The organism is Acinetobacter calcoaceticus (assembly GCF_900520355.1).
Classification (GTDB): Bacteria; Pseudomonadota; Gammaproteobacteria; order Pseudomonadales; family Moraxellaceae; genus Acinetobacter; species Acinetobacter calcoaceticus_C.
This window is the reverse complement of record NZ_LS999521.1, coordinates 2,820,426-2,835,148: the sequence shown is the minus strand read 5'-3', so window position 1 is coordinate 2,835,148 and position 14,723 is coordinate 2,820,426. Positions and strand designations below refer to the sequence as shown.

The 14,723-nt window shown below is 40.3% G+C and carries 17 protein-coding genes; 13 read left to right on the top strand and 4 right to left on the bottom strand.

The genetic code is table 11. The features are described from left to right. The first annotated feature begins 93 nt into the window (after positions 1-93). From AC2117_RS13625 to AC2117_RS13590, 8 genes are all read left to right on the top strand, one after another. On the top strand, positions 94-969 hold the full coding sequence (locus tag AC2117_RS13625; RefSeq protein WP_197730923.1) for an urease accessory protein UreD: 876 nt from the start codon (positions 94-96) through the stop codon (positions 967-969). Positions 970-1,069: 100 nt separating this feature from the next. Then, on the top strand, positions 1,070-1,372 hold the full coding sequence (ureA, locus tag AC2117_RS13620) for an urease subunit gamma (RefSeq protein ID WP_005042204.1): 303 nt from the start codon (positions 1,070-1,072) through the stop codon (positions 1,370-1,372). 11 nt (positions 1,373-1,383) lie between these two features. Beyond that, positions 1,384-1,692 (top strand): urease subunit beta, encoded by a 309-nt coding sequence (locus AC2117_RS13615; protein WP_133974821.1) that lies wholly within the window; start codon positions 1,384-1,386, stop codon positions 1,690-1,692. Between the two features lie 37 nt (positions 1,693-1,729). Then, on the top strand, positions 1,730-3,430 hold the full coding sequence (ureC, locus tag AC2117_RS13610; RefSeq protein ID WP_133974819.1) for an urease subunit alpha: 1,701 nt from the start codon (positions 1,730-1,732) through the stop codon (positions 3,428-3,430). Positions 3,431-3,500: 70 nt separating this feature from the next. After that, positions 3,501-3,983, top strand: coding sequence for an urease accessory protein UreE (gene ureE / locus AC2117_RS13605; protein ID WP_133974817.1), 483 nt, complete (start codon positions 3,501-3,503; stop codon positions 3,981-3,983). Next, complete coding sequence (locus tag AC2117_RS13600; RefSeq protein ID WP_133974815.1) at positions 3,970-4,635, top strand: urease accessory protein UreF; 666 nt, start codon at positions 3,970-3,972, stop codon at positions 4,633-4,635. Before ureE ends, AC2117_RS13600 begins: the two co-directional genes overlap by 14 nt. A gap of 26 nt (positions 4,636-4,661) precedes the next feature. Beyond that, positions 4,662-5,276: an urease accessory protein UreG gene (gene ureG, locus AC2117_RS13595; RefSeq protein WP_133974813.1), complete on the top strand. Its 615-nt coding sequence runs from the start codon at positions 4,662-4,664 to the stop codon at positions 5,274-5,276. A 9-nt stretch (positions 5,277-5,285) separates the two neighbouring features. After that, positions 5,286-5,855, top strand: a complete 570-nt coding sequence (locus AC2117_RS13590; RefSeq protein ID WP_133974811.1) for a HupE/UreJ family protein — start codon at positions 5,286-5,288, stop codon at positions 5,853-5,855. Positions 5,856-5,895: 40 nt separating this feature from the next. Here the strand turns inward: AC2117_RS13590 and rsmD are convergent, their stop codons facing one another. Beyond that, on the bottom strand, positions 5,896-6,447 hold the full coding sequence (gene rsmD, locus AC2117_RS13585) for a 16S rRNA (guanine(966)-N(2))-methyltransferase RsmD (protein WP_133974809.1): 552 nt from the start codon (positions 6,445-6,447) through the stop codon (positions 5,896-5,898). After that, positions 6,447-8,447 (bottom strand): penicillin-binding protein 2, encoded by a 2,001-nt coding sequence (gene mrdA / locus AC2117_RS13580; protein ID WP_133974807.1) that lies wholly within the window; start codon positions 8,445-8,447, stop codon positions 6,447-6,449. The genes rsmD and mrdA overlap by 1 nt, the downstream gene beginning before the upstream one ends. 235 nt (positions 8,448-8,682) lie before the next feature. Here mrdA and AC2117_RS13575 point away from each other — a divergent pair, with 235 nt between their 5' ends. From AC2117_RS13575 to AC2117_RS19240, 4 genes are all read left to right on the top strand, one after another. Continuing rightward, complete coding sequence (locus tag AC2117_RS13575) at positions 8,683-9,201, top strand: hypothetical protein (protein ID WP_005042185.1); 519 nt, start codon at positions 8,683-8,685, stop codon at positions 9,199-9,201. A gap of 61 nt (positions 9,202-9,262) precedes the next feature. Further along, positions 9,263-10,576 (top strand): hypothetical protein, encoded by a 1,314-nt coding sequence (locus AC2117_RS13570; protein WP_133974805.1) that lies wholly within the window; start codon positions 9,263-9,265, stop codon positions 10,574-10,576. Positions 10,577-10,662: 86 nt separating this feature from the next. After that, complete coding sequence (gene adk, locus AC2117_RS13565) at positions 10,663-11,316, top strand: adenylate kinase (protein WP_003652994.1); 654 nt, start codon at positions 10,663-10,665, stop codon at positions 11,314-11,316. A 72-nt stretch (positions 11,317-11,388) separates the two neighbouring features. Further along, positions 11,389-11,526 carry a hypothetical protein gene (locus AC2117_RS19240; protein ID WP_162234628.1) on the top strand — a complete coding sequence of 46 codons (138 nt, stop codon included), beginning with the start codon at positions 11,389-11,391 and terminating at the stop codon, positions 11,524-11,526. Positions 11,527-11,563: 37 nt separating this feature from the next. On the opposite strand, the gene nth is transcribed toward AC2117_RS19240, so the two are convergent. After that, on the bottom strand, positions 11,564-12,253 hold the full coding sequence (gene nth / locus AC2117_RS13560; RefSeq protein ID WP_197730922.1) for an endonuclease III: 690 nt from the start codon (positions 12,251-12,253) through the stop codon (positions 11,564-11,566). Then, positions 12,254-13,045, bottom strand: a complete 792-nt coding sequence (locus AC2117_RS13555) for an RnfABCDGE type electron transport complex subunit B (protein WP_133974803.1) — start codon at positions 13,043-13,045, stop codon at positions 12,254-12,256. It lies immediately after the preceding gene. 272 nt (positions 13,046-13,317) lie between these two features. On the opposite strand from AC2117_RS13555, the gene gdhA reads away from it, so the two are divergent. Next, positions 13,318-14,721, top strand: coding sequence for an NADP-specific glutamate dehydrogenase (gene gdhA, locus AC2117_RS13550; RefSeq protein ID WP_133974801.1), 1,404 nt, complete (start codon positions 13,318-13,320; stop codon positions 14,719-14,721). The last annotated feature ends 2 nt before the right edge of the window (positions 14,722-14,723 follow it).

The window sequence follows — 14,723 nt, the reverse complement described above, 5'->3', positions numbered from 1 at the left end:
AATTGTATCTAATTTTATCAGTCGGCTTATTTTTATATTTGGTGCGTATTTTGCTTATAAGTTTAAGCACTTATTTTGAACATATGAACCAGAATGAATCAGGCACAACCATTTCCAAAAAATTCTTCAGCACCATTTTGGTATGCACAACTTGAGCTCGGTTTTTGTTTTGAAAATTCACGCACCATAATGAGTCATCGAAAACATCATGGCCCTGTTAGGGTGCAAAAAATGCTCTGGCCTGAAAGAACAGGTGTGTGTCATGCCATTATTGTTCATCCACCAGCAGGAATTGCAGGAGGAGATCATCTTACTTTTGAAATTGAAACCAAAGAACAAGCTCATGCGGTAGTAACTACTCCTGGAGCGGGCAAATGGTACAAAACCAATGGAAAGCAAGCTTTTCAGCATATCCATTTGCATGTGAAAGATCAGTCGATTTTAGAGTGGGTTCCACAAGAGACGATGCTGTTTGATGGGGCTTTAGCGCATTCAGAAACTCATATTCATCTTGATCATGCTGCAAGTTTTATTGGGTGGGATATGTTGGTACTTGGGCGGCAGGCACGTGCTGAGCGCTTTGTTCAGGGCAGTTATCACAACCAGTTTAAATTGTGGCGAGAACACAAATTGTTGGTTGCAGATACATTGTGTTTTGAAGGAGAAGACCGTTGGCTTAGTTCATGTTTAGGTATGAACAATCAAGCAGTAATGGGAAGCTTTTGGGCAGTCGCTCCCGAAAAATATCGTTCATCATTTTATTTAGAACAACAGTTAGAACTCATTCGAGAATTGATGATGCGCATGCAAGCACCTGTCACATTAACTTTATTGGATGATGTGGTTTCTGCTCGTTTTTTGGGAAATGATGTCCGAAATTGTCATGATGCATTTGCAGCTATACGAGCAAGATTAAGACGTTACTGGTTTGATTTGGAAGAAGAATTTCCAAGAATTTGGAAAACCTAAGTTACGTTAAATTGCGTATTTAAAAAGCATTTAAAACAAGTAAGCTGTTTTTGAGCACGTATTTTGCTTAAAGAATATAAATGCTATTTAGGAAAGAGATATGGAACTCAATCCAACAGAAAAAGATAAGTTACTCATTTTTACAGCAGGACTCGTTGCTGAGCGCCGTAAAGCGCGTGGCTTGAAACTGAATTATCCTGAAGCTATTGCTTTTATTTCAGCAGCTTTACTTGAAGGTGCGCGAGACGGTATGACGGTCAGTGATTTAATGCATTACGGTACAACTTTATTAAAGCGCGAAGATGTCATGGACGGAGTGTCTGAAATGATTGCAGAAGTTCAGGTCGAAGCAACCTTTCCTGATGGTTCTAAGTTAGTCACGGTTCATCAGCCAATCGTATAAAAGGAACGCTTATGATCCCCGGTGAAATCATTACTCCAGATACAGATATTGAACTCAATGTTGGACGAGAAACCTTAAAAGTGGTGGTCGCGAATATTGGTGACAGGCCTATTCAGGTGGGGTCACATTTTCATTTTTATGAAGCGAATGATGCACTACAGTTTGATCGTGAGCTAGCTAAAGGCTTTCGGTTAAATATCGCGGCCGGTACAGCGATACGTTTTGAACCGGGACAAACTCGGGAAGTAGAGCTTGTCAGTTTAGCGGGTAAGCGAGAAGTGTATGGTTTCGCAGGCCGCGTCATGGGTAAGTTGGATTAGACATAACAACGATAATGGAAGAGATGAGTATTAAGTTATGAAAATGTCACGTCGTGCATATGCTGAGATGTTTGGTCCAACAGTGGGTGATCGTATTCGCTTGGCTGATACAGAGCTCTTTATTGAAGTTGAACAAGACTTAACTACTTATGGTGAAGAAGTTAAATTTGGTGGCGGAAAAGTCATTCGTGATGGGATGGGGCAGTCACAACTTTTGGCCGATCAAGTTGCTGACACTGTCATTACCAATGCTTTAATTGTGGATTGGTGGGGAATTGTTAAAGCTGATGTGGGCTTAAAGAATGGTCGCATTTGGAAAATAGGAAAAGCTGGAAACCCTGATATTCAACCCGACATTACGATTCCTTTAGGCGCAGCAACAGAAGTTATTGCGGGTGAGGGGCAGATTTTAACAGCAGGTGGTATTGATACTCACATTCACTGGATTTGTCCTCAACAAGTTGAAACTGCGCTTATGTCTGGTACAACAACAATGGTTGGAGGTGGTACAGGACCAGCAGCAGGAACGTCTGCAACTACTGTGACTCCGGGACCTTGGCACATTGCTACCATGTTGCAGGCCATTGACGATTTGCCTATGAATATTGGTTTGTTAGGTAAAGGTAATTTGAGCTTGCCAGATCCAATTCGAGAGCAAATTAAAGCTGGCGTGATTGGGCTCAAGTTACATGAGGACTGGGGTTCAACACCAGCAGCGATTGATAACTGCTTGAGCGTGGCGGATGAGTTTGATGTGCAGGTGGCGATTCATACAGATACTTTAAATGAAAGCGGTTTTTTGGAAGAGACTTTAGCTGCATTTAAAAATCGCACGATTCATACCTACCATACTGAAGGTGCGGGTGGTGGACATGCGCCAGACATTTTAAAAGCGATTGGACAGAGTAATGTTTTACCGTCTTCGACCAATCCAACACGACCTTATACGATTAATACCATTGATGAACATTTAGATATGCTCATGGTATGCCACCATTTAGACCCAGCAATTGCTGAAGATATCGCTTTTGCAGAAAGTCGTATTCGCCGTGAAACGATTGCAGCTGAAGATATTCTGCAAGATTTAGGCGCAATTGCGATGATGTCCTCTGATTCTCAGGCGATGGGTCGCGTGGGGGAAGTGATTTTACGTACTTGGCAAACTGCTCATAAAATGAAAATTCAACGTGGCCCTCTTGAGGGGGACAATGAGTTTCATGATAACAATCGCGTTAAACGCTACATTGCCAAATATACAATTAACCCAGCAATTACGCATGGCTTAAGTCATGAAATTGGCTCGATTGAAGTTGGAAAACTAGCTGATTTAGTGTTGTGGAAGCCAGCCTTTTTTGGCGTGAAACCATCCATGATTATTAAAGGCGGTATGATTGCAGCGGCACCGATGGGTGATATTAATGCTTCAATTCCGACACCTCAACCCGTGCATTACCGTCCAATGTTTGGTGCCTATCCACGTGGTGTACATAACACCTGCATTACCTTTTTATCTCAAGCAGCGATTGATGAAAAAGTTGCTGAAAAATTAAACCTTAAAAAGTTAATTAGTCCATGCAAAAACACGCGTGCGATTAGCAAAACCGACATGAAACACAACACATATTGTCCTGTCATGCATGTACACCCCGAGACTTATGAGGTGAGAGCTGATGGTGAATTATTAACATGTGAACCTGCTGAAGTATTGCCAATGGCTCAGCGTTATTTCTTGTTTTAATGAGTTTTACAGAGGTGATTTACCTCATTACTTTATATATGAAAGAAATAAATAAGGAGAGAAGAGCTAAATGAAAATCTATACACAACGCCTTGAACACATTTCTCCTGATCAGACATTTGAAACGGTTGAACTCACTTTTGATACACGTCAAAAATCACGGTTTCGAGCGACTTTAGCCAATGGCATAGATGTGGGCGCTGATTTACCGCGTACAGGCATTTTGCGGAGTGGCTCATATATTGCGACGAATGATGGCGACATATTACGTGTTGATGCTAAACCTGAACGTTTAGTACAAGTGATTGCTGCAAACGATTTTGATTTGCTTAAAGCAGCCTATCACCTCGGTAACAGACATGTGCCATTAATGCTGACGCCTACTGCTTTATATTTTGAACCTGATCATGTTCTTGCAGAAATGGTAGAAGGGCTAGGGCTTACAGTTTCAGAAACTGATCATCCATTTGAACCTGAAAGTGGTGCTTATGCGCAACATAGCCATGACCACCGCTTAAGTCCGATTAAAGCTTTGCACCATGTCCATTCATAACGCAGCGCAATTACTTCAATTGCTGACACTGTCTTCTACGGCATTGCCAGTTGGAGCATATTGTTATTCACAAGGTGTAGAAACAGCCATTGATATTGGCTTAATACACGATGAAACGTCGGCAATTGCTTATTTCGAAGAAGTGCTTGAAATGCTGCTAGTGCGGTTTGAACTGCCAGTACTGAAACGTCTCATGCAGCATCATGATGATCAAGATCAGTTTTTGGTTTGGGCAAATTTATATAGAGCAAGCCGAGAAAGTAAAGAGCTTTTGGCAGAGTCTCAGCAGTTGGCATTTTCTTTAAATGCGTGGATTAGAGATGTTTTAAAAAAAACGGTTGAGGTTAAAAAGCAGTTTGGTTTCGTGCCTGTCTATGCACAGCTCTGTGGTCGACTTGAGCTTAAAGACGCTGATGTGCTTACAGCCTACACTTTTACTGTTCTAGAAAATCAGGTTCTGGCTGCGGTAAAAACCGTACCTTTAGGGCAAATGGCTGGACAAAGAATTTTATGGCATTTACATGGTTTGGTACCACAGGCGATAGAGAAAGCCTTAAAACTTAATGATGAGCAATTGAGTAGTGCTTTACCTCGTTACGCCATGTTGAGTATGCAACATGAAACACAATATTCACGGTTATTCAGATCTTAATTTTAGGAAATAAAAGGATAAAAATCATGACAGAACGTAGTCCATTAAGGGTCGGAATTGGTGGTCCGGTAGGTTCGGGTAAAACTGCACTTACGCTCAATTTATGCCTTGCTTTGCGTAATAAATACAATATGGCTGTAGTGACGAATGATATTTATACCAAAGAAGATTCCAATTTTTTAACTCGTCATGAAGCCATGTCACCAGATCGTATCGTTGGTGTCGAAACAGGTGGTTGCCCACATACTGCAATTCGTGAAGATGCTTCAATTAATTTGGCTGCAATTGATGATTTATGTGAAAAGTTTGAAGGTTTAGAGCTCATTATTATTGAAAGTGGTGGTGATAATTTGGCTGCTACATTTAGTCCGGAACTTTCTGATTTAACGCTATATGTAATTGATGTAGCGGGTGGAGAAAAAATCCCTCGTAAAGGTGGGCCAGGCATTACCAAGTCAGATTTACTGATTATTAATAAAACTGACCTTGCACCAATGGTCGGTGCAAACCTTGATGTTATGGATCAAGATGCGAAACGCATGCGTGGGGAAAAGCCATTCTTATTTTCAAATATGAAAACACAAGATGGTCTTGAAGAAATCATTCAATTTATTGAGAAACAAGGGCTGTTTAAAGCTTAAGGAGAGATTATGGACTTCATTAAAAAATGGGGCATAGGGCTCCTTGCATTGTTACCTACACTTGCAATGGCACACCCAGGGCATGACCATGCACATTCGGGTTTTATGGCAGGCTTTATTCATCCATTTACTGGTTTAGATCATTTAGTCATGGCCTTAGCTTTTGGTGTTTTACTCTGGTCAGCAGCTAAACAATGGAAAATTGCGGGTATCATTACTTTGAGTGTTACCCTAATTGTAGGCTTTTTAATCGGTGCTCAAGGTTTAGTACCTGCAAATATTGCTGAATATGGAATTGTTGCTTCTTTAGTTGTGACAGCAATTGCACTATGGACAAAATCAAATCAGGTTTTACCTATCGCCGCTGCTTTGCTTGCAAGTTTTCATGGTATGGCTCATGGCGTAGAACTATCGCATGCAGGGCATATTATTGCTTTGGTTGCAGGTATGGTCACAGCTATGGCTTTAATTTACTGTGGTGGACTAGCATTGGGTGCTGTGCTTACACGATATGTGCCCTATGGCAAAAAAATTGTAGGTGCTTGTGCGGCAATTGTTGCTGTTATTGGATTGAGTTAGTTATAACTTCATAGGTAAAAGGTAGCTTTAGGCTACCTTTTTATTTAGCTACTTTCTGATAAAGACCTGAGTGAACTATACCGGCTTTGGTTGTTTTGACTTGTTGCCAAGTAGTAGGAAGTTGAAGTTGGGACAAATCACGGTCAGCTTCAACATAAATATAACCATTGGTTTTAATGAGAGGGTCTGCTAATTCGGCAAGCTCTTGCCATAAATTAAGACTATAAGGTGGATCTAAAAAGACAACATCAAATTGCTCTTTTAAGCGGGGTAAAGCTTGTTGTGCAGTTGCATTGATTAAATGACAGTTCTGAGCTTTTAATAATTGAATATTATCTTTTAAAAAACGTGCTTGAGTTTTATCAGGTTCAATCATATAAACAGAAGCGGCACCACGTGACAGAGCTTCAAAAGCTAAAGCACCTGAACCTGTGCAGACATCAAGAACTTGGGTATTTTGAATATCCCACATGAGCCAGTTAAATAGAGTCTCGCGTACACGGTCCGGCGTTGGGCGTAAACCATCAATGCTGGCAAATGGAAGTACTCTTCTTTTCCATTCGCCACCAATAATGCGTAATTGATTTTTCATTAATCCTCAACCTCATTCGTTGCAGAGCGAGCTGGTGTAGCTTGTGGTGTTGATGCTGAGGTGGCTGGTGCTGGACTAGAGCTTTCACCGCCGTTTGAGAGTTCACCTGGCTTAATTCCTGCGGTCATCAATCCACCATTAACTTGATGATTTGCTGGTCGAATCGGGTTTTTCTTACGAGTTAATAACCAATAATCAAAAATAGGTTTTGCTAGTTGGGCAGCAGAACCCCCATGACGACCATTTTCCCAAATCACCGCAATCGCAATTTCTGGTTTGTCGGCTGGTGCAAAGCCAACGAATAAACCATGGTCAAGTTGGCGTTCGCTTAGGGCTGATTCATTGTAACGTTTACCCTGTGCAATACTTTTAACCTGCGCAGTTCCTGTCTTTCCTGCAATTTGATAGAGAGGTGTACGAATGCCTCGGCCAGTACCTGATTGAATTACATCAACCATGGCATCGCGCATTTGAATCCAGTCTTCATCCGTTCCGTTGAAATTGATTTTGCCATCAGGCGCATTACGAACGGTAAATGGTTTTGCACCATGAGTTGAACGTAAAACGTGAGGTGTGACATGAGAACCATGATTGGCTGTAATTGCAGTCGCCATAGCAAGTTGTAAAGGGGTAGCTGTAAACGCACCTTGACCAATACTTACAGAAATAGTTTCACCCTTCATCCATTTGGCTTTGCGAGTACGCATTTTCCATTCAGGATTTGGATAAAGACCTTCACTTTCACTTGGTAAATCAACACCTGTTTTTTGACCGAACCCAAATTGACGCATCCATTGGTTCATTTGATCAATACCCATTTGATGGGCAAGAATATAAAAATAGGTATCACATGACATAATAATGGCTTTATGCATGTTCACGATGCCATGACCAGATTTTTTCCAGTCGCGGAATTTATGAGAATCACCGGGTAAATGGAAGTAACCCGGGTCAGAAATTGCTGTTGACCAGTTTACAATACCGTAGTGTAAACCGCCCATGGCTTCCATTGGTTTAATGGTAGAACCGGGTGGATATGCACCTTGTACAGCACGGTTATAAAGTGGTTGATCTAAACTATCACGTAAAGAACTATAATCTTTATGGTTAATACCAGTCACAAATAAATTAGGGTTGAAACTTGGACTAGATACTAAAGCCAGAATTTCGCCAGTACGAGGGTCAATGGCGACAATAGCACCACGACGGCCTGCGAGCTGTTGAGACGCAACCGCCTGTAAACCATAATCTAAAGATAAATACAGGTCATTCCCGCGAGTGGGGTCTTTACGGCCTAAATGGCGCAATATATTACTGTGGGCATCTGCTTCTACAGACTCATAACCCGGTGTTCCGTGTAGCAAATCTTCATAGCTTTTTTCAACACCAATCTTTCCAATCAGGTTGGTTCCAGCATATAAATCTTTATCAATACTTTTTAATTCTTTATCGTTAATACGCCCTACATAACCAATCACGTGAGCAAATAACTCACCATGCGGATAATAACGGGTCATTTGTGTTTCGATTCTTACGCCGGGAAATTTATATTTAGCTTCACTGAACTTGGCAATATTGGCTTCGGTTAGATTAAGTTTAATTGCGACACGTTCAGTTTTTCGAGCAGTTTTTATACGACTTTTAAAACGATCAATATCTTCTTGTGTTAGATCTAAAATAGGCTGTAGCTGCTCAACAACATGGTCGGCATCTTCTACATCTGTTTTACTTAAAGTTGCTGTAAAAACAGGATAATTATCTGCAAGTAATACACCATTTCGGTCATAGATATAACCACGAGCAGGTGGAAGTGGCTGCAAACGAATTCGGTTTTTGTCAGATGCGGTAGAGAATTCGTCGTAGTGAAAAATTTGCAAATAAGCGTATCGGCTAATCAACACTAATAAGCAAATGATAACCAGACCTACGGCAAAAAAGATTCGTCCTCGATAAATGCGCTTTTCTTGCTGGATATCTTTTAAAGGAAAGTGCTGCTTCATAAGGATCGACTTAATGACATAGGGTAGAAAAATAGCTGCTTATTCTAACGCAAGAGAGCTTAAAATATTGCATAATTTTCAAAGTTTCATTGCCTTTTAATAAGATACGTTTTGACTTTGCAGACAATAAAATTGTAGATACTTGTATATAAGAAGCAAAATAATTCTGTTAAAGTCTCTCATTCAATAGAATAGGGTTGTTCTCACAATACGATTAGGGAAAATGGAGAAAATAATGAGAAAAATTTATCCCTTACTTGCAGTTTTGACGGTAAGTAGTTGGGCTCATGCTCAAGACTATTCGTTTCTTCCAGAAGCAAAATTAGCAGGACATACAGCATCTACGTGGAATGTGGGCGCAGGTTTTACACAAAAACTATTACATCTAAACGGTGAATGGGTAAACCCTTATGGTATTGCCTATGCAAAAGTTGGCGCTTTTTTGAATGGTGACAAAACTGCTGGTGGCCAAGTCGGGTTTCGATATCCTTATTATCTTACCGGCACAGATAAAAATGGTTACTATATCGGTTTTTATGCTGGGCATCTCGATAGTAAAGAGGTCGATGGAGATTATAAATCGCGTTTAGGCGCTGGTGTCGATTTAGCCTATGTATTGTTGAATTCAGAAAGAATTAGCACTTTTAGTGTGGGTATTGGTGCAGCGGAAAAGTTGACTGACCAAAATGGAAATGTTGCCGCAGATACTAAACCACAAATTCAATTTTCTTATTCTCTAAGTTTTGGTTTATAAAACAAAGCAGTTTATCGTTAACTCGCCATAAGCAGAGCACAAATAAATACGAGAGTCTTACATGTTAGAGTACGTCAGTGGATTGTGGCAGACCTTTTTACACAGACCTGATTTTTGGGCCGTTTTAAGTATTATTCCAGTTACTGCCTTTGTCACATGGGCACACGTATGGATGGCTTTAAAAATGGTGTTCTACCCAATCAAATTTTGGGGTTTCCACTTAGGTCCATTACCAGTCGGTTGGCAAGGCATTGTGCCACGTAAAGCCGGGCGTATCTCGGGCATTATTACCGACAATACTTTATCTAAATTAGGTTCATTGCGTGAATTTTTAGAAGCAATGGATCCTGAAGATATGGCACGCATTATTGGTGAGCAGGTTGGGTTTGAACTTGAGCATCTGATTGATGAAGTCATGATTGATCGTAATGCTGTGCTTTGGGAAAACTTACCTTATTCAATTAAACGCCGTATTTATGCTCAGGCACATAAACAATTACCAGGTGTATTAAGAGAATTAGTGACTGAGCTGACCATGAACGTCGAGTCACTGGTTAATATGCGTGAAATGGTCGTGACTCAGATGGAAGGTGACCGCCGTTTGATGGTACGCATGTTCTTAAAAGTTGGACAAAAAGAAATCAACTTTATTTGGCATATTAGCGCTTTAATTGGGATGTTCTTTGGTATTTTCCAAATGATTGTTTGGTTTGTCGTACCTTGGCACTGGACAGTCCCGTTTTGGGCTGCGATTTGGGGTTTTTTAACGAACTGGATTGCAATCTGGATGGTGTTTAACCCTCTTGAACCACATTATATTCGTTACCCACAGATTTTTAGGTTAACAAAAGATCGTAAGTTCCCTTGGATTGTACCAGTACTTCGAATTGGGACTTATAATGTCCAAGGTGCTTTTATGAAGCGTCAAGAGGAAGTCTCTGATGTGTTTTCAAGCGTAGTAACAGAAGATCTGATTACGTTAAAATCGATTATGACCGAAATGATGTACGGGCCGCGTAAAGATAAAACCCGCCGCATTGTAAAACGTCATATTAATGAAATTATGGAAACACCGTTAGTTCGTACATCTTTACAGCTTTCTTTAGGACCTAGAGAGTACGCAAGATTAAAGACGGACTTGATTGATCGTTCAATTGAAATTACGATGGGACCCGTATGTGACCCTGCACTAAACGCAAGCCGGGCACAGAAGATTTTTCAAATGTTTAAAGAGCGTATTCGCGAACTGACACCAAAAGAGTTTCAGAATTTATTGCGTCCTGCATTTCAGGAGGATGAGTGGATTCTTATTGTATTAGGTGGGGTAACCGGATTTATTGCTGGTACAATACATTTGTTTGTGGCTTTCTTATAATTCGACGTCGGGCAGAATCTATTGAAGATTAACGAGACTTTTTCTGCCAGGCTTCACATTCATTGTTTTAAATGAGGATGTTTTTTATGCGCATTATCTTACTCGGACCACCTGGGGCAGGCAAAGGGACTCAGGCTCAGTTGATCTGTAAGCGCTACAATGTCCCACAAATTTCAACCGGTGATATGCTCCGTGCTGCAATTCGTGAAGGTACTGAATTAGGTCTAAAAGCTAAAAGTGTAATGGAATCTGGTGGTTTGGTTTCAGATGAACTTATTATCGGTTTAGTAAAAGAACGTATTGCTCAACCTGACTGCGCAAATGGCTGCATTTTCGATGGTTTCCCACGTACTATTCCACAAGCTGAAGCTTTGGAAAAAGAAGGGATTAGCATTGATCACGTGATTGAAATTGATGTTCCTGATGAAGAAATCGTACAACGTCTTTCTGGTCGTCGTCAGCATCCAGCTTCTGGCCGTGTTTATCATACAGTTTACAACCCACCTAAAGTGGAAGGTAAAGATGATGAAACTGGTGAAGATCTTGTTCAACGTCCAGATGACCAAGAAGAAACGATCCGTAAACGTTTAGCGTCTTATCATACAGAAACCGAGCAATTGGTTGGCTTCTATCAAAGCCGTGCTGCATCTGGTGAGAATGCGCCGACTTATGACAAGCTTAATGGTTTACGTACAATTGAAGATGTACAAACAGACTTGTTTAATATTTTAGATAAATAATTAAAATATTATTTGTGACAAGGAGCTCTCATCATGAGGGCTCTTTTCTTTCACTCAGTGCAGGAGAACAATATGAAAATCATATTGATTTTGGTGGTATTGCTAAGTCTGGCACTCGTCATATTTTTGGGTTATCAGAGCTATAAAATGCTTAGGCAGGTACAAAAACAAGCAAAAGAAGAGCGTAATCAGAAAAAGCGTCTAAAGTAAGATTGATTGGGTATAGGTAACATACCCAACCATATTTTTAAGTTTCAATATTTTTAATAGCAATTTGTTTTTGCGCGCCAAATTCAAAACGGTCAGGCCAGTTACAAACATCAGCAACCACACATTCAGAACATTTAGGTTTACGAGCTATACAACAATAACGGCCATGTAATATGAGCCAGTGATGTGAATCTAAAATAAATTCTTTAGGAATGACCTTAATTAAACGGTGCTCAACTTCAAGTACATTTTTACCTAAGGCTAAGCCAGTTCGATTTCCAACTCGAAAAATATGCGTATCGACGGCCATGGTAGGTTGTCCGAAAGCTGTATTTAAAACAACATTTGCGGTTTTACGCCCCACACCTGGCAAGGCCTCTAAGTCTTTTCTGTTGCTTGGAACTTCACCGTTAAATTGCTCCATTAAAATCTTACAGGTCTTAATGACATTTTCGGCTTTAGCGTTATAAAGACCAATTGTTTTAATATATTCCTTTAAGCCATCTACGCCCAAGTTATAGATTTTCTCAGCCGTGTTCGCCACTGGGTAAAGTTTATCAGTTGCCTTATTCACACTTACGTCGGTGGCTTGAGCTGACAACATAACTGCAATGAGTAACTCAAAAGAGGATGAGTATTTTAACTCGGTTTGAGGAGACGGCCGTTGTTCGCGAAGGCGTTCAAAGAAAATTTGAATCTGCTTTTTCGTCATATTTTTGACAGCCATTCAGACCTCCTGTAATTGCATGAGTTGCTGTTGTAGTTCTTCGAGTTGAAGACGTTTTTTTGCGTCTTCACGCACATCGAGCTGTTTTTCCAGTTTCTTAATTTGGGTGCGGATTTTGGCTAACTCAATTGTAGTTTTCGCATCAGTTAACACAGCTTCTTTGGGTTTTTCGATGAGTTCAATAGAAGGTAGTTCATCAAGTGCCTGAGAAAACTGCGCAAACAGTTGAGTATCAATTTCAGCACGTACCACAGGCCCTTTACGGTGACTGCGACGCTTTTCTTCACGTTGAATATGTGAGTAGTAGCGTTGCCTTAAATCATTTTGTTCTGCGGCACGCTGTTGTTCATTGGGTAAGGCTTGTGTGTCTTCAACCAGATCAATGCAGTCTACTGGACAAGGTGGAATGCATAACTCACAACCCGTGCATAAGTCGGTCAAAATGGTATGCATGAGCTTACCACTGCCAATAATAGCATCTACAGGGCAAGCACTAATACATTTGGTGCAGCCAATACATTCATCCTCACGAATAATCGCTTTCATTCGCTGTGGACGACCATCCGTTTGTACAGGCCATACGCTAGTTTCAGCGGTTAATAGAGGACGATTTAATAGATTTGCGAGTGCATCAGCAACAGGTTGTCCACCTGGAACACATTTATTTGCTTCTTCACCTTCAGCAATCGACTTTGCGTAGGGTAGACATCCATCACGATGTCCACATAGACCACATTGTGTTTGTGGTAATAACGCATCAATCTCGCGTATGAGAGAAATAGATGAATTCATAGTGGGCAAATAGCTCGGTTAAAACGATGCGATAATGAAGAAAAACCTAAGTAAGGTCAATGGATTTTAACGAATTTATCGGGTTTTTAATTGACCTAAAATGTAGCTTATATTGCACAATAATAGATCAATAAAAGTGAAAAGTTAAATTACTATTTCTTATCTTTAAGTAGTTTTTCTAAAAATAAGCTTTTGATAATTAAGATAAATAAAATAATTTAAAATAACTATTGTTAAAATTGATGGAAAGAGATTTAATATTTTGCTGCTAAATGATGCATTTAATAATGTATTGCACCAATTTAATTCATGACTATGCTGAGGACCGTGCATTGAAATACAACAATCTGAATGAATTCCTGAATTACGTGCAAGCGCGTGATCCGCATCAACCTGAATTTTTGCAAGCTGTCGAAGAGGTCATGACGAGTTTGTGGCCTTTTATTGAAAAAAATCCAGAGTATGCAGAGCAGGGATTGTTAGAACGCCTTGTTGAACCAGAGCGAGTTATTCAATTTCGTGTTTCATGGATGAATGATCAAGGTCAGACTCAAGTTAACCGAGCTTTCCGTGTTCAATACAATTCAGCAATTGGTCCATTCAAGGGTGGAATGCGTTTCCATCCATCGGTCAATCTATCAATTTTAAAATTTTTAGGTTTTGAGCAGACTTTTAAAAACTCACTAACAACCTTACCAATGGGTGGGGGGAAAGGTGGTTCAGATTTCGATCCTAAAGGAAAATCTGATGCTGAAATTATGCGATTCTGTCAGGCATTAATGATTGAGCTGTACCGTCATTTGGGTCCAAATACTGATATTCCTGCGGGAGATATTGGAGTAGGGGCACGTGAAGTCGGTTATATGGCAGGCATGATGAAAAAGCTGAGTAATGACACCACTTGTGTCTTTACCGGTAAGGGAATTTCATTTGGTGGTAGCTTAATGCGTCCTGAAGCAACTGGCTATGGTACCGTTTATTTTGCAGAAGAAATGCTCAAAGCGCGTGGGCAGTCTTTCGTTGGTAAAACAGTGTCTGTTTCTGGTTCAGGTAATGTTGCGCAATATGCGGCAGAGAAGGCTATGTTCTTAGGGGCAAAAGTTGTTACTTTGTCTGACTCTAACGGAACAGTTTATGTAAAAAATGGTTTTACAGATGAATTGCTTACTGAAGTCATGAATCTTAAAAATATTAAACGTGGCCGTATTTCTGAATTTGCTTCTAAACATGGGTTTGAATATTTTGAAGGTAAAACCCCTTGGCATATTCCTGTTGATATTGCTTTACCATGTGCTACGCAAAATGAATTAACTGGTGAAGATGCTAAAACGCTTATTGCAAATGGCGTAATTTGCGTCGCTGAAGGCGCTAATATGCCATCTACACTTGAAGCAGTTGAACACTTTATCGAAGCTAAAATTTTGTATGCACCAGGAAAAGCCTCAAATGCGGGCGGTGTAGCAACGTCTGGTTTAGAAATGTCTCAAAATGCAATTCGTTTAAGCTGGACACATGCTGAGGTCGATGAGCGTCTACATGCAATTATGAAAGACATTCATGCCAATTGCGTAAGATACGGTACCAAAGAAGACGGTACAGTTAACTATGTGGATGGTGCCAATATTGCAGGTTTCGTAAAAGTGGCTGATGCAATGCTTGCTCAAGGTATTTTCTAAGA

Excerpts from the sequence above, each read along its gene's own strand:
- gdhA (WP_133974801.1), top strand. The coding sequence starts at position 13,318 with ATGATGCATTTAATAATGTATTGCACCAATTTAATTCATGACTATGCT.
- mrdA (WP_133974807.1), bottom strand. The coding sequence starts at position 8,447 with ATGAAGCAGCACTTTCCTTTAAAAGATATCCAGCAAGAAAAGCGCATT.
- ureA (WP_005042204.1), top strand. The coding sequence starts at position 1,070 with ATGGAACTCAATCCAACAGAAAAAGATAAGTTACTCATTTTTACAGCA.
- ureC (WP_133974819.1), top strand. The coding sequence starts at position 1,730 with ATGAAAATGTCACGTCGTGCATATGCTGAGATGTTTGGTCCAACAGTG.
- AC2117_RS13600 (WP_133974815.1), top strand. The coding sequence starts at position 3,970 with ATGTCCATTCATAACGCAGCGCAATTACTTCAATTGCTGACACTGTCT.
- AC2117_RS13570 (WP_133974805.1), top strand. The coding sequence starts at position 9,263 with ATGTTAGAGTACGTCAGTGGATTGTGGCAGACCTTTTTACACAGACCT.
- AC2117_RS13615 (WP_133974821.1), top strand. The coding sequence starts at position 1,384 with ATGATCCCCGGTGAAATCATTACTCCAGATACAGATATTGAACTCAAT.
- AC2117_RS13575 (WP_005042185.1), top strand. The coding sequence starts at position 8,683 with ATGAGAAAAATTTATCCCTTACTTGCAGTTTTGACGGTAAGTAGTTGG.
- AC2117_RS13625 (WP_197730923.1), top strand. The coding sequence starts at position 94 with ATGAATCAGGCACAACCATTTCCAAAAAATTCTTCAGCACCATTTTGG.
- AC2117_RS13590 (WP_133974811.1), top strand. The coding sequence starts at position 5,286 with ATGGACTTCATTAAAAAATGGGGCATAGGGCTCCTTGCATTGTTACCT.
- AC2117_RS13555 (WP_133974803.1), bottom strand. The coding sequence starts at position 13,045 with ATGAATTCATCTATTTCTCTCATACGCGAGATTGATGCGTTATTACCA.
- ureG (WP_133974813.1), top strand. The coding sequence starts at position 4,662 with ATGACAGAACGTAGTCCATTAAGGGTCGGAATTGGTGGTCCGGTAGGT.
- rsmD (WP_133974809.1), bottom strand. The coding sequence starts at position 6,447 with ATGAAAAATCAATTACGCATTATTGGTGGCGAATGGAAAAGAAGAGTA.
- AC2117_RS19240 (WP_162234628.1), top strand. The coding sequence starts at position 11,389 with ATGAAAATCATATTGATTTTGGTGGTATTGCTAAGTCTGGCACTCGTC.
- ureE (WP_133974817.1), top strand. The coding sequence starts at position 3,501 with ATGAAAATCTATACACAACGCCTTGAACACATTTCTCCTGATCAGACA.
- adk (WP_003652994.1), top strand. The coding sequence starts at position 10,663 with ATGCGCATTATCTTACTCGGACCACCTGGGGCAGGCAAAGGGACTCAG.
- nth (WP_197730922.1), bottom strand. The coding sequence starts at position 12,253 with ATGGCTGTCAAAAATATGACGAAAAAGCAGATTCAAATTTTCTTTGAA.